This window comes from Chitinophagales bacterium (assembly GCA_040877935.1).
Lineage (GTDB): Bacteria > Bacteroidota > Bacteroidia > Chitinophagales > CAIOSU01 > JBBDNB01.
This window is the reverse complement of sequence record JBBDNB010000030.1, coordinates 1-20,348: the sequence shown is the minus strand read 5'-3', so window position 1 is coordinate 20,348 and position 20,348 is coordinate 1. Positions and strand designations below refer to the sequence as shown.

Annotated in this window: 18 protein-coding genes; 5 read left to right on the top strand and 13 right to left on the bottom strand. The window is 37.7% G+C overall.

Going from position 1 to position 20,348, the window contains the following annotated elements; all coding sequences use genetic code 11:
• Window positions 1-835: 835 nt before the first annotated feature.
• The 4 genes from WD048_07840 to WD048_07825 all read right to left on the bottom strand — a co-directional run bounded on the left by WD048_07840 (window position 836) and on the right by WD048_07825 (window position 4,776).
• Window positions 836-1,867 carry a metal-dependent hydrolase gene (locus WD048_07840; GenBank protein MEX0812114.1) on the bottom strand — a complete coding sequence of 344 codons (1,032 nt, stop codon included), beginning with the start codon at window positions 1,865-1,867 and terminating at the stop codon, window positions 836-838.
• A gap of 1 nt (window position 1,868) precedes the next feature.
• Window positions 1,869-2,564 carry a VTT domain-containing protein gene (locus WD048_07835; protein MEX0812113.1) on the bottom strand — a complete coding sequence of 232 codons (696 nt, stop codon included), beginning with the start codon at window positions 2,562-2,564 and terminating at the stop codon, window positions 1,869-1,871.
• 36 nt (window positions 2,565-2,600) lie between these two features.
• Entirely contained in the window at window positions 2,601-3,557 is a 957-nt protein-coding gene (locus WD048_07830; GenBank protein MEX0812112.1) for a SelL-related redox protein, read from the bottom strand.
• 415 nt (window positions 3,558-3,972) lie between these two features.
• On the bottom strand, window positions 3,973-4,776 hold the full coding sequence (locus tag WD048_07825) for an SUMF1/EgtB/PvdO family nonheme iron enzyme (GenBank protein ID MEX0812111.1): 804 nt from the start codon (window positions 4,774-4,776) through the stop codon (window positions 3,973-3,975).
• A gap of 178 nt (window positions 4,777-4,954) precedes the next feature.
• Between WD048_07825 and WD048_07820 the strand changes: the two genes are divergently transcribed.
• Window positions 4,955-5,152, top strand: coding sequence for a hypothetical protein (locus WD048_07820; GenBank protein ID MEX0812110.1), 198 nt, complete (start codon window positions 4,955-4,957; stop codon window positions 5,150-5,152).
• A gap of 2 nt (window positions 5,153-5,154) precedes the next feature.
• Here WD048_07820 and WD048_07815 read toward each other — a convergent pair whose 3' ends face one another.
• From WD048_07815 to mdh, 8 genes are all read right to left on the bottom strand, one after another.
• The gene (locus WD048_07815; GenBank protein ID MEX0812109.1) at window positions 5,155-5,571 is read right to left on the bottom strand and encodes a hypothetical protein; all 417 of its coding nucleotides are present in this window, start codon (window positions 5,569-5,571) and stop codon (window positions 5,155-5,157) included.
• A 24-nt stretch (window positions 5,572-5,595) separates the two neighbouring features.
• Window positions 5,596-6,771 (bottom strand): cytochrome c peroxidase, encoded by a 1,176-nt coding sequence (locus WD048_07810; protein ID MEX0812108.1) that lies wholly within the window; start codon window positions 6,769-6,771, stop codon window positions 5,596-5,598.
• Window positions 6,768-7,769, bottom strand: a complete 1,002-nt coding sequence (locus tag WD048_07805) for a cytochrome c peroxidase (protein MEX0812107.1) — start codon at window positions 7,767-7,769, stop codon at window positions 6,768-6,770. The genes WD048_07810 and WD048_07805 overlap by 4 nt, the downstream gene beginning before the upstream one ends.
• A 13-nt stretch (window positions 7,770-7,782) precedes the next feature.
• On the bottom strand, window positions 7,783-8,559 hold the full coding sequence (locus WD048_07800; protein ID MEX0812106.1) for an MbnP family protein: 777 nt from the start codon (window positions 8,557-8,559) through the stop codon (window positions 7,783-7,785).
• 79 nt (window positions 8,560-8,638) lie between these two features.
• Window positions 8,639-9,409, bottom strand: coding sequence for an MbnP family protein (locus WD048_07795; GenBank protein ID MEX0812105.1), 771 nt, complete (start codon window positions 9,407-9,409; stop codon window positions 8,639-8,641).
• A gap of 5 nt (window positions 9,410-9,414) precedes the next feature.
• A complete protein-coding gene (locus WD048_07790; protein ID MEX0812104.1) occupies window positions 9,415-10,428 on the bottom strand; it encodes a hypothetical protein in 1,014 nt (337 codons plus the stop codon).
• A gap of 47 nt (window positions 10,429-10,475) precedes the next feature.
• Window positions 10,476-10,853: a hypothetical protein gene (locus WD048_07785; protein ID MEX0812103.1), complete on the bottom strand. Its 378-nt coding sequence runs from the start codon at window positions 10,851-10,853 to the stop codon at window positions 10,476-10,478.
• Window positions 10,854-10,978: 125 nt separating this feature from the next.
• Window positions 10,979-11,917: a malate dehydrogenase gene (gene mdh, locus WD048_07780; GenBank protein MEX0812102.1), complete on the bottom strand. Its 939-nt coding sequence runs from the start codon at window positions 11,915-11,917 to the stop codon at window positions 10,979-10,981.
• Between the two features lie 134 nt (window positions 11,918-12,051).
• Between mdh and WD048_07775 the strand changes: the two genes are divergently transcribed.
• Window positions 12,052-13,929, top strand: coding sequence for a T9SS type A sorting domain-containing protein (locus WD048_07775; GenBank protein MEX0812101.1), 1,878 nt, complete (start codon window positions 12,052-12,054; stop codon window positions 13,927-13,929).
• A gap of 173 nt (window positions 13,930-14,102) precedes the next feature.
• Window positions 14,103-16,283: a 30S ribosomal protein S1 gene (gene rpsA / locus WD048_07770; protein MEX0812100.1), complete on the top strand. Its 2,181-nt coding sequence runs from the start codon at window positions 14,103-14,105 to the stop codon at window positions 16,281-16,283.
• A 105-nt stretch (window positions 16,284-16,388) separates the two neighbouring features.
• On the opposite strand, the gene WD048_07765 is transcribed toward rpsA, so the two are convergent.
• The gene (locus tag WD048_07765) at window positions 16,389-17,840 is read right to left on the bottom strand and encodes a hypothetical protein (GenBank protein MEX0812099.1); all 1,452 of its coding nucleotides are present in this window, start codon (window positions 17,838-17,840) and stop codon (window positions 16,389-16,391) included.
• Window positions 17,841-17,960: 120 nt separating this feature from the next.
• Here WD048_07765 and WD048_07760 point away from each other — a divergent pair, with 120 nt between their 5' ends.
• Together WD048_07760 and WD048_07755 are read left to right on the top strand one after the other, a co-directional pair.
• The gene (locus WD048_07760) at window positions 17,961-19,019 is read left to right on the top strand and encodes a rhodanese-related sulfurtransferase (GenBank protein MEX0812098.1); all 1,059 of its coding nucleotides are present in this window, start codon (window positions 17,961-17,963) and stop codon (window positions 19,017-19,019) included.
• Window positions 19,020-19,390: 371 nt separating this feature from the next.
• Window positions 19,391-20,348 (top strand): hypothetical protein (locus WD048_07755; protein ID MEX0812097.1); only part of this gene is annotated, 958 nt, incomplete at its 3' end.

Sequence of the window (20,348 nt, the reverse complement as noted above, 5' to 3'; positions counted from 1 at the left end):
TATTAACAGAAATTCAATGATAGTATAGTGATTGGAGGTCTCGACCAAACACTAAGTAAATCCCTGTATTTTTCACTTCCATACTGGGTTCCCCTGTCAGGTTAATTATCTTACCTGCACTGCCTGGAAAGGCTGGGTAAATTGCATCCTTTCGATAAGGTTAGGATAGCTTATGTGTGAAGCTATTGTTGTGCGCCTGTAGTTTGGTATTTTCTTAACTCTATACCCCTGTTCCATAAAAATATCGCAAAATTTGTCCTTGCCTATAAATTCTGGTTTCAATGTTTGATACATTTTTTCCTCCCCACATCCCGGATGGTCTGGCCAAAGTACATCTGCTTGAATAGTAAGCTCTGTAAGCTTTCGATCAAAAGCCTGTTGTCTTTTTAGACTCTTGTGGACAGCTTGCTTAGTGACACTAACATTTCGACAGAACATTGAGTTTGTAGCTTACTTTTTCTTTGTTGGACTCGAACCATTAGAATGTAGGGTGTTTGAGTTTTTTTGATATCAATATCAAACTCTTCCTTTGCCAGCTCGGGCATTTTTTCAAAATAAAAAATGTTCAACTGCTTTTGACCAACACCTCTTTCAAGGAATTTCACCTTTTCCTCTATCCTTTTTATTTTATGGCCCTGACTGTCTTTTATCTCTACTACTTGTATGTTCTTTCTGTCGCATTTATAACTGTAAATAAAAGGGTTTTAAATATCGTAAATATTTTAGAAACTAAATGTTGGCTGGATTCGAAAATCCGAAAAGGCGGGTGTCAAGTCGATTTTGTAAAATGATTTGATTTTATGTTTCGAAGCCGCTGTTCGGAATCGGAAATTTGTCAAACTCCTTTAACCCTCCGGTAAAAATCCCGCCACATTTTACCGGTGATTTTAAAATCCGGTCTTTTCTGGATGACTATGTGCTCGCCCTCTTCATCTTTTTCAAGTAAAATTTCCCAGTGAAAAGGCAGTTTGATTTCATCTGATTCTCTATTCCAGCCATCGATCAGGCCAAAGCGCAGGTCGTAAAATACTAAGCTGCTGTCGCTTTTATCTATGGCAAAAAAATCTTTGGAGACATATTTCAAGACTTTGTATGCCCTAATGTTTTCATAGGGTTTTGCCCATTCCAGGTTTCTCGGAATGCTTTCAAAATCAATTTGATCATCTCTGTCGAAAAGAGAGTAATATCCAATCCAAATGGAGTCCTTGCCACATACTGTTGCATGCCACAGGATATTGTTGAGCGGGGTAGGGGCCGACATAAATTCATATTGCGCAATATTGCGCCTTTCCATTGCTGCATAGAATTTACGATCAACAAAGTGCTTATTGACCACGGTAAATAGAATATATCCACAGCTTAGCCCAATACCCAGGTAATTCAGGTGTTTTCTAAGAGGTCGGTTTCGGTGTAGTGTTGCAGCCAATCCCAAGCAAATAATAAAAGGAACGGTATATGAAGGATCCACTACAAAAACGGTGTTGAACGCAACGCGATAATCGCTAAAAGGGGTGAAATACTGTGTGCCCCAGGTAGTGAAGCAATCTAAAATGGGATGGGTGAAAAGCGCCAGGAAAAACAGCCATATCCAATCTATTAAGCTGACATTGGGTGCTTTATTCCTGTAATAATAATAGAGCAAGTAGCCCAGTACGGGAGCCATCACAAAAGCAAACCAAAAGCTGTGCGTAAAACCCCGGTGAAAAAGCAGGTTGCTAATAGGGTCTAAAAAAGGTGCGCCCAAAACATCCAAATCGGGAATGGTACCGCCAACAGCTCCCCAAAACATGGCTTTGTTGCCTGCTTTTCTCCCAGTAGCCAGTTCTCCCATGGCTGCGCCCAGTGCTATTTGTGAAAGAGAATCCAAGTTAAATAGATCGATAAGTTTTGCGCAACAGCCAAATGATACCAATACTCGAAACAATGACCAGGAGCAGTGGAACCAGCGACATAAAACCTTCGAGATTTGGGTTGCGCACAAATCCCCAAATTTCAACTGCCTGCATTCCGGTTACAAAGAAAATCAAAGTTCGCGGAAACATCCCTACAAGACTGGCGATAAGGTAAGTACTTATAGTGGGGCGAATAGAAGAAAACGCAAAATTCATCATGGCAAAGGGAAGTATGGGTGAGAGCCGTCCAAAGAAGACCATGAGGAATTCCTGTTCCTTGAGCTTATCAAAAAATTTCTTCAGCGATGCATTGTTTGCAATATATTGGCCCACAACGGTTTTGTTGATCACATCACCAAACCACAAGCCTATTAATGAAGCTGCAAGATAAGAAATGATAACTCCTGGTAAGCCCGGCCAGCCAAAGAAATAACCTGAAATAATGGCTATAAAAGTGGTAGGGGTGAGTGCAAAAGACATGGTTATTCCCGTGAGTCCAAAAAACAGCAGGTAGCTTTTAAATCCCGGCTGGGTCAACTCGGGCAAATAAAGCTGAAAAATATAGATGAATGAAGAGGAAAAAAGCGCAGGAATAATGGCAAAAAAGAGAAGAAAAAGGAGAAATTTTTGATTCTTTGGGTCTTTAAGTAAAGCGTAAATATTGAATTTCATTGAAGTTGATATACACAGGATTTGAGCTTATTCAATTTATTCAAAGGTAGCCATTTCAAGATAATTTGGACGGTCTGCTGCTGAACTGTGAACAAATTGTTTTTTGATCTCTCCATTGTAAAGTAAAAACACACCCGGCATTTGTTTTAAATCCCCCATTTCTTTGCCAATTCCAAATCCTTTGATGATTCCAGCAATTATGCCTCTGAATATTACTTTGGGACCAAACAATTGCAAGAATGAACCTCTCTTAAGTTTAAACATTTTATACAGAATGCATTCCGGGTCGCTTATTGTGGGGATATCATCCAATCCGAATTTTTGTAGTTGTAAAGATGCGCTGTCTTCATCTTCGAGCATATGCACTACAATGACTTTTGTCCCTTTTGCTTCTATTTCCTGTTTTAGGCTGGCAATGTCCTGCATGGATTCTCTGCAAAAAGTGCAACCAAAATGACGTAAAAACACAAGCATTACTGGTTGTTGATCTGAAAGCTCTTTCAGATTATCACCATAATTGGTCTCAAACATATCAAGGGAAAAATCACTGAAACCACTGCTGTAGAGATCAATTAACAGGTCATCGGTTGAGACGGAGAATTTGTAGGTACCATATAAAACTGCAGCCAGGGGAATTAACCAGAGCAAATTGTCGATAAATATATAGTTGCTCATATTCCACAGCTCTTTCTGATGAAAGGCATAATACAGGAATATCAAGCTTGAAGAAAATTTAAAGAGAAAAATCAATAAGATTGAAACCCAATGTCGGTAAATATTTGAAAGGGCTATAAGAAATACGACAGCAAAAATTATATCTAGTGCACCCAGTGTTTGCCACATAAATGGGTAATCAGGAAATGGCAAAGCGCCCATGCGAAATATCAGAGTGGGAAATAACAGATATTGTAATCCCGATACCAGAGACATTAATGCTGCTATAAATAGAATGCCTTTCATCCACATTTTCGGTGCTGCACGATTGTATTGCATAGTTTTAATCAGTTCCTTTCGTTTGTTCTAACAATATTCTTCGGCCACTTGTTGTGGCCTTTGTGTTTTTTGAGATTTTTATTTGGGTTTGTGATCAAATGAGGAGAACAAATTTAAACGCTGTACTTTTTTGAATCCATTTTTCCAACAAATTCGTTCTGAAAAGGTTTTGGGTTTTAAAGAAAGATTAGAGCAGGCTGTGGGGTAACTATTTTCCAGGCATGTGGGCTATATTTTCAAAGCCAAAACCAAATCATGAATGCTAAAATTGCAGCCAAAAGAAGTATGAGAGTATATTTTTTAAAATTTGCCGCAAAATATCTGACTTCATTTGGATAAAGCATAAAGCCACAACACACCCAAAACAGCAAAATCACTGCATATTTTATTTTTAAGGAAATGGTATTCAGGATTTTCATTGTGAAGTATTCCATTTTACTTCGCAAATACACCTGAACCCAAGCCAGGCAGTTGCTTTCTCATAGCTTTGATGTTTCTCCAAAGCGACTTCTTCTTCGGTGTGGTTCCAGCTGCCACCTTTGGCAACGCCCTCTTCAGCAGTCATTTCAGCCACATTGCCAAACAAGTTGAAAATCCCGTATTTGTTGGGGAAATACATATCTACCGGTGCAGTGATAGATGCATTGGGGTTGACTTCCTCCTTGTTTAAACCTTTATATGTAGAATCATAGACAACTATATTGTGTAGCTTGTTGAAGGGATAGCCTTTTTTATCTATGGTTTTTTGAAGTTTCTGGGAATACCCTGCTTTAGCTGCCAACTTCCATTCGGCAACAGTGGGCAGTCGGTAGTTTAGCTCAATTGGTTTTTCAGCAAGTTCTCGATTGGCACTTTCTGTTTTCCATTTACAATATGCATTGGCCTGCTCCCAGCTAATCCCCACTACCGGGCAGTTTATGAATTTTATTTTGTTGTAATAGCCATTTACATATTCATCGTAATCATTGATCTCTTTCTTCCAAACTGTAGTGTCGGGCAGTGCGCTAATATGCGCTGCTGATGCATCACCATGCATTTGTTTATTCCAGGTTTCGTAGGCTTTCCAGTCGCGGTTTGAAACTTCTGTTTCCTCAAAATAAAGTTTGTCATTTACCTGCACTGTGCCAATGGGCTTAAAGTTTTTTTCAGGTAAAGTGAAATTGAGCAAGAGCAATGAAATCAAGATCAGGGCTATTAATAAGAAGGGATTGGTTTTCATTACAGTTGTATTTATTTGAAAAAATAGCTTTTTAAAGTTACTGTTTTTTGGTAATATTTCAAAAGCAATGATTGGATGAAGTATTGTTGTATTTTATTCCCGATTATAAAAACCTTTTTCAAATAAACCCGTATAAACAAACCCATTTATTAACCCTTTTCAAACGCACTTAATTTTTATGGAATTTTTTAAACCAAATCCAAGAAGAAAAAGCAAAGTAGTTGACTTCAAATGCAGGCTCGAAGAAAAAGAGCAGTTTACAATTAAAAAGATCAAGAAAAAAAGAAGACAAAAATACCTTAGCAAAAATCAAAAAGCGCACTTAATAAACAGGCATTATACAGATTTTGAAGATGACTTTAAATCTCCTGCCTGAGATCAGAAAAACTTGTGTGGCTCGTCTCCACTTACAAATTTCAGCATACCTCTGAACAATATTGCAAGGCCGATAATCAACAGGAAGAATACGAATTGACAGAAATAAATGGTCTTGTAGTATTTTAAATGTTCTGACGCATTATCGGAAATTAGCCAAGAGGCACTGCCCAACAGTAGCAGCATTGAAAGGAAGGAGAGCAATGTTTTAAAAATATATTTTCTGAATTTTTTCTGTTTAATTGAGAAAATAACGCTTGTCACTGCATAAAAGAGCAAAGCAGTGGAAGCAATTTTCCATGCCCATTCATTTGCAAAGGGAATGAAGTTGCTTAATACAATCAGGAAAAGCGACAAGGCTGTAATACAAACACCAAGTAAAACAGGGTGCTTTGTTAGTTGTTTGTCAATTTCCTGCATTGCAAAATTGGACTTTTCTATATTCTACTTAAATGGGTTGGAATATTCCGGGTTGTTAATCAGTTCCTCATCTGTTAATGTTTTCAGATAATTGATTATGTCGGTTTTTTCCTGTTCGGTAAGCCCCAGGCTGCCATCAGCCCTGTTGGCTTTGTTCATTTGATCATCTACATTATAGGCATCAGTATGTACTCCCTCATTGTAAAAATCTATGACTTCTTCCAGGGTTTGAAAGCGGCCATCGTGCATATAGGGAGCAGTGAGTTCAATATTCCTGAGCGAAGGTGCTTTGAATTTACCAAGATCAATATCATTTCCACTTCCCTTGACACCTCCTCTACCAGGATCAGCTAAGTTGTTATTTTCCTTAAAATCCTGTTTGAAATCTCCCGAGCCACTTGCATCAACAAGGCCATTGTTTCTGAATTGATCATTGGGACTCACATCATTGAACAAAATATTTCCGTGGCAATGAAAGCAATCAGCTTTTTCCCGTTGATCATCCAATATCAGATCTAATCCATTGGATTCAGAATCAGTAAATTCATCTACGGTACCAAAAAGCTCACCTCTTTGGAATTTATCATGCCTTGAATTATATGACAGTATAATCCTTAAAAACTGGGCAATGGATTTTGAAACATGGGTACTGTCAATATCAAGTGTCCCAAATGCATTGTAGAGTAACCTGGGATAATCTTTGTGGTTTTTTAGCCTTTGAACTGCTGAAGTCCATTTAGCCCCCATTTCATCAGGGTCAACTACGGGGTGGAAGATTTGTTCCTCAATAGTTCCTGCACGGCCATCCCAGAAAAAACTGGAGTGCCAGACGAGATTAAACAGCGGCATGGAATTTCTAACGCCTTCGGTTCCGTGCACTCCTTGTGAAAACCTGCGCGGGTCAGTAAATGCGTTTTCCTGCTTGTGGCAGCTCGCGCAGGCTATGGTACTGTCAACCGATAAAATTGGATCGTAAAATAACATACGCCCTAACTTTATACCCTCTTCCGTTAATGGATTATCTGAAGGAATTTCAAGTGGCGGAAAAGACTGTGGTCTTTCAAGGTTATATGGAGTAGGGTCATAAGTGTATTCTCCGTTATTATCATCCTTATCTGGAGGGTCTTTTTCACAAGAATTAAATATCACTACTGGTATAAGCAATATCAATAAGTATATGTATAGCCTGAATATTTTCATTGTAACTGGTTTTTTACTGCATTTATAGCTTTGGTATCGCTCAATGCTTTTAAAAAATTTATAAGGTCTTGTTTTTCTTCAGTATTTATTTCAAAACCGTTTATCAATTCATCCTGATTAGGATGCCCTTTTCCGCCTGAAGCATAATGTTCTACCACTTCTTCCAAAGTACTTAAACTTCCATCGAACATATATGGTGCCGTATGTTCCACATTTCTCAGGCTGGGTACTTTGAACTTGCCATTGTCATCCGGGTTAATGCTTATTCTTTCCCGGCCCTTATCCGGGTATTCAGCATACAGGCCATTGTTCCTGAAACTGTAGTCCGTAAAATCAAAACCACTGTGACAGGTGCTACATTGTGTTTTTTCGCTGAAGAATAATTTCAATCCCCTTTTTTCCGATTCGTTCAGCGCAGAAGTATCATTTGCTGTAACTTGGTCAAATTTTGAGTTGCCACTGAGCAAAGTACGTTCAAATGCGGCAATGGCGCGTGTCAGTACAAATGCATCGAAAGGCCTTTCATAGGCTTTTTCTGCCAATGCTGCATAATTGGCATCGCCTTTCAGACGATCTACCGCTCCGGGAATAGAAAAATCCATTTCATTTTCGTCTTCAACAGGAGAAATTACCTGTGCCTCTAATGTAGGTACTCCGCCATCTTTAAAAAAATAGGGGTGATAGCCGATATTAAATAGAGTGGGCGCATTGCGAATGCCTTTGCGCCCTTCAACACCTTCGCTCAGAGCCAGACCATCTGTTAATGCTTTTTCGGGCAAATGACAACTCACGCATGCCACACTTGAATCTCTTGACAATCTTTTATCGAGAAAAAGCTGCCGTCCCAATTCAACCCGCATTACTGTCAACTGATTGTTTTTCGGTGATTTAATTTCCGGAAAACCAGCTGGATAATCGGGCACAAAAGGGAAATCTTTTTCCTCTCCCGACTCTTTTTTACAGGCGGTCAACAGCAAAGTAAAGCTTATAAAAATCATTAAAAAACGCATTTTATTCCAATAGATAAAAAGCTGCTGCAAAATTATCAGCTACCTGTTCTGCCTGCTCAAAAGCTTGTTCAGATTCGGTAGTTTGTGTAAAGGTATTTGGTAAATCAACCGTACCGGCTGGGCCTGAAAACACATCATTCATGTCTATGGCAATATTTACCTTTTCAATGTTTTGTTCCCCTTTGACCGGTTTAAGCTGAACATCCAAACTTACTGTTTTCAGTAATTTATCAGTACCAATGTGGCAAAGTAGAGTTTTGTCCAGGCTGTTGTTTCCAACTACCGAGTCGGTCTCACCTTCCAACATCAAAAAGATATAGCCGGTGTTCCAGCTCCAGTGCATGCTTTGATAAATGCTCAATGGATGATCTCGTTCATACTGTGCCGGATCCTGCTTGTTTCGTTCAGGGTCAACACCAATGTCAAAACTCATTTTGGTATAGTTGCCCTCGGGCAGGGTAGCAATTAGCTGTTCAGGCACTACTGGAGATTCACTATGGCCATTGCTGAAATTTAAAATTGCAATGTCCTTGTATAGATGTACCTCTCCTTCGGTATTTGTAAAACGAATATTGTTGAGGTAAAATTTAAAGGTGTTGATTTGGTATTGGTGGCCGGAATTAGCAGTATAGATTTCTCTCAGAACCAAATCATCTCCACCTGCCTTTGCAGTGAAATTCAATTCTACTTCAGGATCACTGGGAACAGGCGGATCTTTTTCGCAGGCTGAGAAAAAAAACAATGTCAATATTGAAATTATGCTTAGTTGTTTTAGCATTTCTTTGGTTTTTATACTTTATTAATAATGTTTTGTCTTGAAATATTGGGGCAGATAAAATTTCTGCCCCATTAAAAAATTATTTTTTACCGTGATTATGACCTCCGTCTCCCCCTGCCTTTGAAAATACATTGGGCACATTGTCCATTACTTTTTTAGCCAGTTCGTTGTTGGTGTGCGCTTTTACTTCACTTTCCGTATCCACTCCATCAAAAAATGCGGCAATGTCTGCTACCAGGTGAATATGGAAATGCTCACCGGGCATCACATTTTCATGCAGTAAGACATCTGCTTCTCTAAGCAGATCATCAGTGCCCAATTCCAACTCTACGTTATTGCTGTTAACTGTTCCTTTTATATTCACAAAAATATAGCCCATATTCCAGGCCCAGTGCATTTTCACACCTTCCTGTAAAGCCAGGGGATGTCCGGCAGGGTAGGAGTTAAAATCAGTTTCTGTTTGATTATTTGTCTCAGGGTCGATTCCTACATTGAAAACTATGCGATGGACGTGTTTTCCAATTTCAATTTCCCCCAATTCAAAATTGTTTTCTTCACTGTCTTTTACCAGGAAGTATTTATCTGGAAATGTAGCTATCTCATTGCCTACATCGTCAAACAACCTCACTTTGCTGATGTAGTATCGGACAGTGTTCAGTAAAAAAGTATCATCATGGGCTACATGTGCATGGTCGCTTACAGCATCATGCCCTGCTAACTGGTTTTCAAATTGGAGCATGATATTTACTTTCTCAATATCATCACTATCATCATCTTTATCGCAGGATGTGATAAAAAACAGACTGCTCATAGCAAGCATTACTGTTAGTGTTTTTATTATTGATTTCATGGTTTTTAATTTTGTTTGTTGATTAAAAATTTAATTCCGGCTTGAAATTGATGCTGGTATTTAAATTGTTCTCCCTGTACTTTTTGCGCGAAGGGATAAGCATATTCAACACTCAAACCGTAGTTTTTGAAAAAATATTCCATTCCAATACCACTGAGCAAAAGTATGCCTCCGGAGTCTTCATCAAACTCTTGGTTATACAAACGATCAGCACCGGCTTTTTGCATTTCAAAACTCACAAATGGAATGAAATTCGATGATTTTTTTTGCAAGCTTAAAAACATATTGCTCCGGAAATTCATCGTATTTGAAAACTTAAATCCATTGGGGTTTTGTGTATTCAACCTGTATGAATAATAATTGAACCAACCCAATTTTTTATAAGTGATCAAATAGCTGCTGTAAAACAGGAAGTCAAAACTACCAGAACCCGGTTGATAGGCCGGAGTGATCTCGTTATTGTAGTTTCTTGTGCTGAATTTACCAAAAGGCACTTTTACTCCCCCACCAAAACTTAGGCGGTGACCAAAATCGTTTTTTCGTTTGACCCCGGTAAAATCAATAGGGAAATAATTCACCATTAATACAGGATCGCCTATGCCGGATATTGCATCAATATCTTGCCCATCTTCAAACAATTGAATCTGTCGATAGGGGATATTGAAACTGATACTCGACTTTTCGTGCCAAAAAACATTTCCCCTCAGTTCTATATCGTTCCTGTATTCCTGATAATAACTATTGTCATAGCCATGTTGATGGCCATGTCCGGATTGCCCATTTTGAAATTGCTGAATGATTCCCGGGTAGTTGTATGAATTGATATTTTTGCTTTCACTTTCCTGGAAATTCAGCCATCTTCTTTGATAAACCAATTCCAACGAATGCATAGTGCTGTTAAACTGCAAGCCGGGCTGTACACTTGTGAAATTCCCGCCACTTGAATGATCTGCACTAGCACCAATAGGATAAAAGCATATCCAGATTGAGGCAATCCAAAAGATGTTTATAAATTTCATCTTTGGATATTAAAATTAAATAAATTGATTGTGCTTAAAATGAAATATCAGGCAAAAGCAGAAGGTGGCCGAAAAAGGGATGGATTCCAATGGGCAGTATAATTTTCATTGAAAAGAAAAAATCTCTTTTTTATAGAGGTGTTTACTGCAAATTTATTTTCTAAAGTATTGCTTAAATAAAAAACTTCTTTTTGGAGCAGGTATTCAGGACTCTCTTTGCGTTCCTGTTCTTTCTCCATTTGATCACTGAAGTAACACGCTCCAAGACATGAATTGCCTGGGGTATCTTTTTTAATACAAAGCTCGTTTTTGATAAAATCCTGATTCAGGTCAAAAGCCAATTGAATAATCCGCTCATTAAATACATGAGTGAACAGTAAAATTACTGTCGGGAAAATTAATATTTTGCTCAGTTGGCGTTTCATTGCTATCAAATCTACAAATTCTTAGTCAAGTTAGTTTGTTTGTAGTGATTGAAATGTAACTTTTGTTACAAAAAAAGGCTGTCTCAAATTATGAAACAGCCTTTGAATTTTTACAGAATAAAGTTTTAAGCCGTAGCTTTCATATTGTCAAAAACAGCCATCACTTCTTTCACAGAATCTGCTGAAGAATATAGCAATGCTTTTTCATCTTCATTCAACTTTAGCTCTATAATTTCTTCAATTCCATTTTTGCCCAATTTTACGGGAACACCCAGGTAGATGTCATTCAGCCCATATTGGCCTTCTAACCATGAACAAACTGGAAAAATGCGATTTTCATTTTTCACAATGGCTTCCACCATTTGTGCAGCAGCAGCTCCAGGAGCATACCATGCAGAAGTACCCATCAGGTTTACAATCTCGCCCCCACCTTTTTTGGTTCTGTCAATAATGGGATTCAATGTAGCTTCATCCAACAATTCAGTGACCGGAATACCGCTTACTGTAGTATATCTCGGAAGAGGCACCATAGTGTCGCCATGTCCGCCCATCAAAATAGCACTGATGTCTTTTGGAGAACAATTGAGTTCATCGGCCAGAAATGCTTTGTAGCGGGCAACATCTAATATTCCTGCCATTCCAAATACTCGGTTTGAAGGAAGTCCCGCAGTTTTGTATGCTGCATAGGTCATTACATCCAAGGGATTGGAAACCACAATGATAATTGGGTTTTTAGAATGCTGCATACTATTTTCTGTAACTGATTTTACAATACCTGCATTGGTAGAGATCAAATCATCGCGGCTCATACCTGGTTTTCTGGGGATTCCAGAAGTGATAACTACAATGTCTGAATCTTTTGTAGCATTATAATCATTGGTTACGCCTTTGATTCTTGTGCTGTATGAATTGATAGAGGATGTTTCCCACATATCCAGGGCTTTTCCTTCTGCCACTCCTTCTTTAATGTCTAATAAAACAACTTCATTGATCAGGTCGTAGTTTGCGATTACATTTGCGCAGGTTGCTCCTACATTGCCCGCTCCGATTACTGTTACTTTCATTTTTTTTGCTTTTTTAATTTATTATTAAAATTCCTGAACAAATTTAGCTAAAACTTACGTTATAAGAGTGCTAAGTTGGGTTAATTTGCATATTGACTGCTTTAGCTTTATTTTTGTTGGCCTAAAATTTTACGATGAAATCAATTTTTACAGTTTTTATTGCCCTGCTATATCTTTTAATTTCCTCTTCATTTCTTGTTTCAGCCCAGGCACCATGTGCTTCTGAATATCCTGATGAAATGTTGACCGTTTTGGAAAATTACAAAGCAAACAATCCTGGAACTTCTTATCAAAAATCTGCAGCAAGTACGCTTTATGTCCCAGTAGTTGCTCACATTGTTGGTAATGACAACGGTGCCGGTTATTATCGGAGCGATCATTTACTATCATCTATGTGTAATATCAATGATCAGTTTTCAGGGGTGGATATGTATTTTTATTTGAAAGATGTGAACTACATTAACAGCACCAGTTTATATGAACATACAGGTAATTATTTTAATGTTATAGATACCACAAAGTATCCGAATGCCCTAAATATGTATTTTGTACAAGACCCTAACGGTGCATGTGGTTATTATTCTGGATGGATGGATATTATTGCAATTAATAAATCATGTGGTGCGCTTGATAATAGTACAATAGCTCATGAAATTGGGCATTACATGGCTTTGCCTCACACTTTTTTTGGATGGGAAGATAGAAATGATAACCCGGTAAATAGAGCAGCAAGATCAACTGATGAAAGAGTTAATGGCTCTAATTGTAGTAGTGCTGGGGATCGTTTTTGTGATACCCCTGCTGATTTTTATTCAAAACGTTGGAATTGTCCATACTCAGAAGTTAAGACAGATTACAATGGAGATCTTTATCAACCTGATGGAGAGTTATATATGAGTTATGCCAATGATGCCTGCCAGAATTACTTCAGTAATGAGCAAATCGATTTTATGCGCTACTATTTGCAAAATGATAATGATAGATACGGACATTTAGGGTATGTGCCAGAAAATTTCGATTCGATAGGTGTGCCAGTGACTCTTTTTCCTTTAGATACGGGCAATTATAAACCACCGGTGAATTATATAGAATTAAAATGGAAATCGGTTGAAGGTGCTGATTTTTATAGTCTGATGTTGACACAGGGAAGCAACCCTAATTTCTTTTTGTTTGATACTGTTCTAACCGACACTTCTATAATATTGCGTAGTGGTTTGCAGCCAAATTTCACATATCGCTGGAAAGTTACAGCTATTCATGAGGGGAATACTTGTAGCGAGTATTCAGATTATACTATGTTTACAGCCAGTTCTGCCATAGATTTTGAACCGCATGTTAACATATCTCCAGAAACCTGTAATCGTTATGATGGAGCTGTTGATATTTCGGTTACGGGTAATGGTACTTTCTCATATAATTGGTCAAATGGAGCTTCAAGTAATAGTTTATCGGGCCTTGAAGCGGGAAATTATTTAGTTACAATTACTTCTTCTATCAGTGGAAGTCTCTTAGTTCCTGTAAACATTCCTTATAGCGGGAATATTAATTTAAATCTCAAACGAATTGGTTTTGAAAAACTTGAAGTAGAAGTAGAAGGAGGTGTAGGTCCTTTCTCTTATGTGTGGTCAGACAACTCCACTGAATCTTTAGTTAATCTGGATGATTTGGGAAATTATAGTGTAACAGTAACCGATGCCTTTGGATGTTCTGTAAGTGAATCTTTTAATTATACGGGAATTAATACGGCTATAGATGAAGTTTCCTTTAAATTATACCCAAATCCAGTTGATAATAACAATGTGGTTAATATTGAATTTAATGCAAAAAAACAATCTGGATATACCCTGCAATTGATAGATGTTTCAGGTAGAGTAATAAAAAATGAAAATCGTGAAATGAACAGTGGTCTTAACAAAGAACGATTTGACATTTCAGGGGTGTCTCAAGGCATTTATATATTGAGAATTTCCGGTAAAGCATTGAATATAAACAGAAAAATTTATGTTTATTAGTAATTGGGTTTTGTTATTGATTGCCTATTCAATGCCTTTATTCTACAGTTCATAAATAGCTGAAATACTTTTTCTTAAAGCATTTACAGATAAATTAGCCGAACTTTATTTTTCCTGAAAAAAGAGCTACCTTTGCAGCTCAAAAATTATTTCTTAACTAAAATTTTAAAACCTTGACTGAAAAAGATTTATCTAATCAGGAAGTCGGGCAGGAAGAAAATGAAGCTTCCAATGCCTCAGCCAAACAAAGTGAAACTCAAGACAAAAAGGCTGTTGAGTCAACTGTAGAAGTAAAAGAAGAAGCACACGATGATTTTGATTGGGATGCAGCCAATGAACATGTGTCTCCTTATACCGAGGCAGAACGCGAAAGAATTGAAAAAGAATTTGATGAGACTTTAAAGGATATTGAGGAAAATGAGATCGTAAGTGGAAAAGTTGTTGGAATTACAAGCTCTGATGTAGTTCTGAATATTGGCTTTAAATCTGACGGACTGGTATCTACTTCTGAATTTAGAGATGTAGAAGAACTCAAAATCGGAGATGAGTTTGATGTTTATGTTGAAAGTAAAGAAGACCTGAAAGGGCAATTAATTCTTTCTCGTAAGAAAGCCAAACTTACTAAAGCATGGGACAATATTGTTGAAGCCCATAATGAAGACAGAGTAATAAAAGGTAGAATCGTAAGTAAAACCAAAGGTGGATTGATTGCCAATGTATTTGGTTTGGAAACATTCCTTCCGGGTTCTCAAATAGATGTGAAACCAATTGTTGATTATGATGCCTATGTTGGAAAAACCATGGAATTCAAAGTGGTTAAAATCAATGAGGCCATTAAAAATGCTGTTGTCTCTCACAAAGCATTGATCGAGAGCGATCTTGAAGAACAGCGTGTAGAGATCATGTCCAAATTAGAGAAAGGTCAGGTACTTGAAGGTACCATCAAAAACATTACTGATTTTGGAGCCTTTATCGATCTTGGCGGTGTTGACGGATTGCTGTATATCACTGATATAAGTTGGGGTAGAATTAATCACCCGAGTGAAGTATTGGAGCTTAACCAAAATCTAAATGTTGTTGTACTTGAGTTTGATGACAATAAAAAACGCATCTCTCTAGGTCTTAAACAACTTGAACCACATCCATGGGATGTATTGGACGAAAAATTAGAAGTAGGTTCTAAGGTGGATGGAAAAGTTGTGAATATAGAAGATTATGGTGCATTTCTCGAAATCACTCCAGGTGTGGAGGGATTGGTCCACGTTTCTGAAGTGTCCTGGTCTACACAACCTGTTAACTCTAAAGAATTCTTTAAATTGGGAGATGTGCATGAAGCAGTGATTATGACTTTAGACAGAGAGAGCCGTAAAATGTCACTATCCATTAAACGTTTGCAGGAAGATCCATGGGAGAAAATTAAGAAAAAATATCCCGAAGGCACTAAAACCAAAGGTTTGGTTCAGAACATCACCCCTTATGGAGTGTTTGTAGAGCTTGAAGAGGGAATAGGTGGAATGGTGCACATTTCTGATCTTTCCTGGACTAAGAGATACTCACATCCTACTGAGTTTGTGAAAACAGGCGAAGAATTGGAAGTTGTGGTGCTTGAAATTGATATGGAAGAACGTAAACTGACACTTGGACACAAGCAAATAGAAGAAGATCCCTGGGATACTTTTGAAAATGTATTTCCAGAAGGTTCAGTGCACGAAGGCATTATTATCAGAAAAGAAGACAATGGCGGAATAGTACAATTGCCTTATGGTCTTGAGGCTTTTGCTCCAATGAAACATCTGAAAAAAGAAGATGGAAGCATGGCAGAAGCTGATGAACAGCTTGATTTTAAAGTTATTGAGTTTGATAGAACTGATAAAAAAATTATTATTTCTCACTCAAGAATTTTTGAAGAAGAGCGAAAAGGAGACAAAACTTCCGACAAAAAGAGCGGCTCTTCTAAATCGGCATCAAAACAAACCGCTAAAACCAAGCGAAATGTTGAGAAAACCACTTTAGGTGATTTAGATGTGTTGTCTGAATTGCAGGCGCAAATGAAAGAGTCTGAATCAGGCACTGCTAAAAAAGCCACTAAGAAGAAAGCTGATTCTGATAGTAAGTCTAAAACTGCTGATAAAAAAGCAGATGCATCTAAGACAGAAAAAGCAGAGGATAAGAAAGCGAAGGCATCAACTTCTGAGAAGACTGAAGAAGATGAAAAAGCGAATCCTAAGGCTAAAGACAAGTCTGCTGAAGAAAGTGAGGCTGAAAAGCCTGCATCCAAATCTAAAACTGCCAAAAAGAAAGGCAAATCCGATGAAGAATCGGACGATAAGGATAAGGAAGAAAAGGATGCTTAATTTTCTTTAGATATGCTATTTATTAAAACCCGGTTGATTGATTTCAGCCGGGTTTTTTATAAAATAAAATGGTATTAGAATTTTGTAGTGATAACAACCTAAGCTTTATTTTCTTTTATTGCTCCTTGCGCGGTCAAATTGATCGAGGGTGCAGGGATAATCAAAAAGACAGTTGTCTTTGATAAGCGTAGCTACTTTGGGGGGTACAAACTCTTCCCAGCCTTCTTCTCCGGTTTGTATCATTTTCAGCACATTATCAGAAAAAATGGGTAATAATTTTTTATTCACCCTTTTTATTTTTTCTAATTTATCATTACCTACCAAATATTCAAAAAGGTTTTGGAGCGATTCCGGTAAGCGCTCTTTAAAATTGGAAAGGTTAAAGATTTTATCACCGTTCAATTCCTGGGCAGGATACACATAGAGTTTTACATTATTCCCAAAAAGGTGCCCAAATGACTCTAGTATCCCCCCACTTAAATTTTTATAGTATTGTGGATCAAAAATACGTTCTAAAGCATAAACCCCTACAATTATACCTATTTTACGTTTGCGATTAAACCGTCCTAAAAACTCCGATAGTTTATAAAACTCCTTAAAATTAGAGATCATTACTGTTTCGCCTTGCGAACAAAGTAAATCTACGCGATCCAAAAAATCTGCTTCATTGATTTCACCTGAGGCATTCAGGGCATTTGTGGTCAATTCAGACATGACTACAGTTTTCTTTTCATCCACTTCAGGATCTGCCAGAAACTGTTTCATGCCTTTGCGAAGCATGTCAATATTCACCTTGGTTATAGGACGGAAACGTCCGCGCAAAACAAGTATATTCTTTTTATAAAGCGCCTCGGATGCTTGAAGCACACTGCCATCAGAACTGAACATAGCAGCATTTGTGAGACCTTTACTTACTAATTTTAGCGCCATCAGACGATTGTCCACATGTTCAAAATCCGGTCCTTCAAGGCTGAACATATCCACTTCAACTCTCCCGGGATTGATATTATCTAATATAGAATCTAAAAAAGCATTAGGGTCCTGGTAAAAATAATAGCAGGCATAGATCAAATTAACACCAAGTATTCCCAGTGCATTTTGCTGGCGAATATTTTCGATATCGTGCAGTACAACATGAATTACACAAGTATTAGGCCGGCTTTCGGGAGTCAATTGAAAACTACATCCCAGCCAGCCATGCCCTTGATTGGTACGGTAAAAATTGAGTGTTTCTACTGTGTTTGCAAAAGCAAAAAAATTCGTGTCTTCAATACGTTCTTTCAAACGAACAGGCAAAAGGCTGAATTCTTTATCCAGCATTTTTTGTAAACGTGGCTGGCAAACATATCTTCCGCTTTTGCCGTATATGGCATCACTAAAAGACATATCATAAGCTGACATTGTTTTTGCAATTGTACCTGAGGCCCCACCTGCTTTAAAAAAATTGGCAGCTGCATCTTGCCCTGCTCCAATTTCTGCAAAGGAACCATAAATTCTCTGGTCTAAATTTATTTTTAAGGCTTTCTCCTTAGTGCTTAAAGTTCTCTTTTCTTCCATTTTACGCGATAAAGTTAACCAATAATTTGTGCTACTTGAAGCAATTATTTTTAGAATTCTGTTAAGTTGTCGATTTTTGCATTTATTCTATACTTAAGCAAAACTATTAAATAAGCAATAATGCCATTGTATAATAAAATAAATAGCAAAGTACTTAAAGAAAAGATAGCTGAGGATTCGCGCCCGAGAACTACAATATCTTTCTACCGCTACCATCAGGTTGCAGATCCATATCTTTTCAGGGATGAGTTGTATAAAAAACTAGAAAGTATAGATGTGCTTGGTAGGGTATATGTAGCCAGGGAAGGCATTAATGCGCAGGTATCAATATTGAAAGCATCATTAGAGCAATTCAGAGCTGCTCTTGAATGCTATGATTTTATGAGAGGCATTCGTTTAAATGAGGCTGTAGATGATGATGGCAAATCTTTTTTTAAACTTAAAATAAAAGTGCGTCCCAAGATATTAGCTGATGGGCTGGAAGATCAAACATTTGATGTGACTAAAAAAGGCAAGCATCTCTCTGCGGAAGAGTTTAATGCATTAACTGCAAATGAGCAAAATACCTTGTTGATTGACATGCGCAATCATTATGAAACAGAAGTGGGACATTTTGAAGGCGCCATATGCCCGGATGTAGATACTTTTCGTGATAGTCTCCCATTGATAGAAAATGAAATTCTAAAAGGCAATGAGGATAAAAATATTGTGATGTACTGTACCGGGGGAATTCGCTGCGAAAAGGCCAGTGCCTATTTCAAGCACAAGGGATTTAAAAATGTCTTTCAGCTAGAGGGCGGTATTATTAAATATGCACAAGACGCCATTAAAAATGGATTAGAGAATAGATTTGTGGGTAAAAACTTTGTGTTTGATGAAAGATTGGGAGAGCGTATTTCTCCCGAAATAATTGCCAATTGCCATCAATGTGGAAAGCCTTGTGATACGCATACCAATTGTAAAAACGATGCTTGTCATTTACTCTTTATACAATGTGATGAATGTGCTGAAAAATATGCTGGGTGTTGCTCTGCTGAATGTCATGAGATTTCTTTACTTCCAAAAGAAAAACAGAAAGAACTGAGAAAAGGGATTGATAGAGGAAGACAAGTGTATAAAAAAGGAAGAGTGCGTCCCAAGTTGACTGAACAGTTCAAAAAACACTTAAAACATTTGTAGGCAAATTACGTATCAATCACAGCTTTATACGCTTATTTTTAAATAAATTTGCTATGCCTTAAAGTAAGGTTAGTATGAAATTATATTTTGCTAAAATTTAGGCTTTTTAAGCAAAAATTTTCAGCTTTTCAAGTTTTCAACCTGTGGCTATTTTTGTGCAATATAATATACGGTGGCATATTTATTTTGCGTATGTATCATGTTGCCAAAGGGTTAGCGGTTGTTGGCGTGAGTTTTTTTGTTGTGTTTCTTTGATTTTTTTTAAAAAAACTTGCGCTATGTTAAAAAGTGTATTATATTGCTTTACCTAAAATATAGGTGTTAAACAAATTAGTTGACCATTTAAACTTTCCAAACAAAACACATTCCTTATGAATAACCCACTTTTAAATTACTGTAAAAGCTCTTTTAAAGGATTTTATCAGTTACCAAAGCAACTGTTTTCAGTTCTTTTGCCGGTCATTGCATTTGTAATGCTTTTGCCGTTGTCAGCAGATGCGCAAGCATGGCCGGGTGCCAATTTGCGATCAACAGCATCGCCATTATGTAATTCCAATCGGTCTGTAAATACTATAGGTCCTGGTGATTACGTACAGTTTAATGTTGTCAATACAGCCCAGTATTATTTCAACAACTGTGCATCATCCAACTGGGATTCAGATTTGGCAATTTGGCGCACCTCTAACGGAACCCAGCTTGCATATACGGATGCCGGGATTGGAGGCTGTTCTTCTGGAAGTTCTTGGCAGGTAAGAGATTTTAACTGGACATCAAATTATTCTGGTCAGGTAAGGGTCATTCAGCCTGCTTATTTTAACCAGGGGCCTCCCACTTACGGTTGGAGTTCTTCATACAATTCAGCAACCTTGACCTACCGTCAGGTTAAAAATTTCAACGCTAATTTCTCAACTGCTAACCTTTGTGTAAATTCTTCCCGTTCACTAACGGTATCAGGCAATGGTACGGGGGGGTATTGGACTATAGTTTCAGGAGGCGGATCAATAAGTGGTTCAACATACTACCCCGGTTCATATACCGGAGGTGTTACGATAAGATATACATTGGGAGCCTGTTCAGAAGACAGGTCTTTTACCGTTATATCCACTTCATCTAATCCTTCAGGAATTACGGGTACCACAACAATTTGTAACGGTCAATCAACCACATTAAGTGTTTCAGGAGGCTCTCTTGGAAGTGGGGCAAGCTGGAGATGGTACAGCGGATCATGTGGGGGAACTTATCTTGGAGCAGGTAGCAGTATTTCTGTATCTCCATCAAGTACTACAAACTATTATGTAAGAGCACAAGGTACATGTAACACAACATCTT

Bases quoted from the DNA above. Each gene is read 5' to 3' on its own strand.
- WD048_07835 (MEX0812113.1), bottom strand. From the start codon at position 2,564: ATGAAATTCAATATTTACGCTTTACTTAAAGACCCAAAGAATCAAAAA.
- WD048_07830 (MEX0812112.1), bottom strand. From the start codon at position 3,557: ATGCAATACAATCGTGCAGCACCGAAAATGTGGATGAAAGGCATTCTA.
- WD048_07825 (MEX0812111.1), bottom strand. From the start codon at position 4,776: ATGAAAACCAATCCCTTCTTATTAATAGCCCTGATCTTGATTTCATTG.
- WD048_07820 (MEX0812110.1), top strand. From the start codon at position 4,955: ATGGAATTTTTTAAACCAAATCCAAGAAGAAAAAGCAAAGTAGTTGAC.
- WD048_07815 (MEX0812109.1), bottom strand. From the start codon at position 5,571: ATGCAGGAAATTGACAAACAACTAACAAAGCACCCTGTTTTACTTGGT.
- WD048_07810 (MEX0812108.1), bottom strand. From the start codon at position 6,771: ATGAAAATATTCAGGCTATACATATACTTATTGATATTGCTTATACCA.
- WD048_07805 (MEX0812107.1), bottom strand. From the start codon at position 7,769: ATGATTTTTATAAGCTTTACTTTGCTGTTGACCGCCTGTAAAAAAGAG.
- WD048_07800 (MEX0812106.1), bottom strand. From the start codon at position 8,559: ATGCTAAAACAACTAAGCATAATTTCAATATTGACATTGTTTTTTTTC.
- WD048_07795 (MEX0812105.1), bottom strand. From the start codon at position 9,409: ATGAAATCAATAATAAAAACACTAACAGTAATGCTTGCTATGAGCAGT.
- WD048_07790 (MEX0812104.1), bottom strand. From the start codon at position 10,428: ATGAAATTTATAAACATCTTTTGGATTGCCTCAATCTGGATATGCTTT.
- WD048_07785 (MEX0812103.1), bottom strand. From the start codon at position 10,853: ATGAAACGCCAACTGAGCAAAATATTAATTTTCCCGACAGTAATTTTA.
- mdh (MEX0812102.1), bottom strand. From the start codon at position 11,917: ATGAAAGTAACAGTAATCGGAGCGGGCAATGTAGGAGCAACCTGCGCA.
- WD048_07775 (MEX0812101.1), top strand. From the start codon at position 12,052: ATGAAATCAATTTTTACAGTTTTTATTGCCCTGCTATATCTTTTAATT.
- WD048_07765 (MEX0812099.1), bottom strand. From the start codon at position 17,840: ATGGAAGAAAAGAGAACTTTAAGCACTAAGGAGAAAGCCTTAAAAATA.
- WD048_07760 (MEX0812098.1), top strand. From the start codon at position 17,961: ATGCCATTGTATAATAAAATAAATAGCAAAGTACTTAAAGAAAAGATA.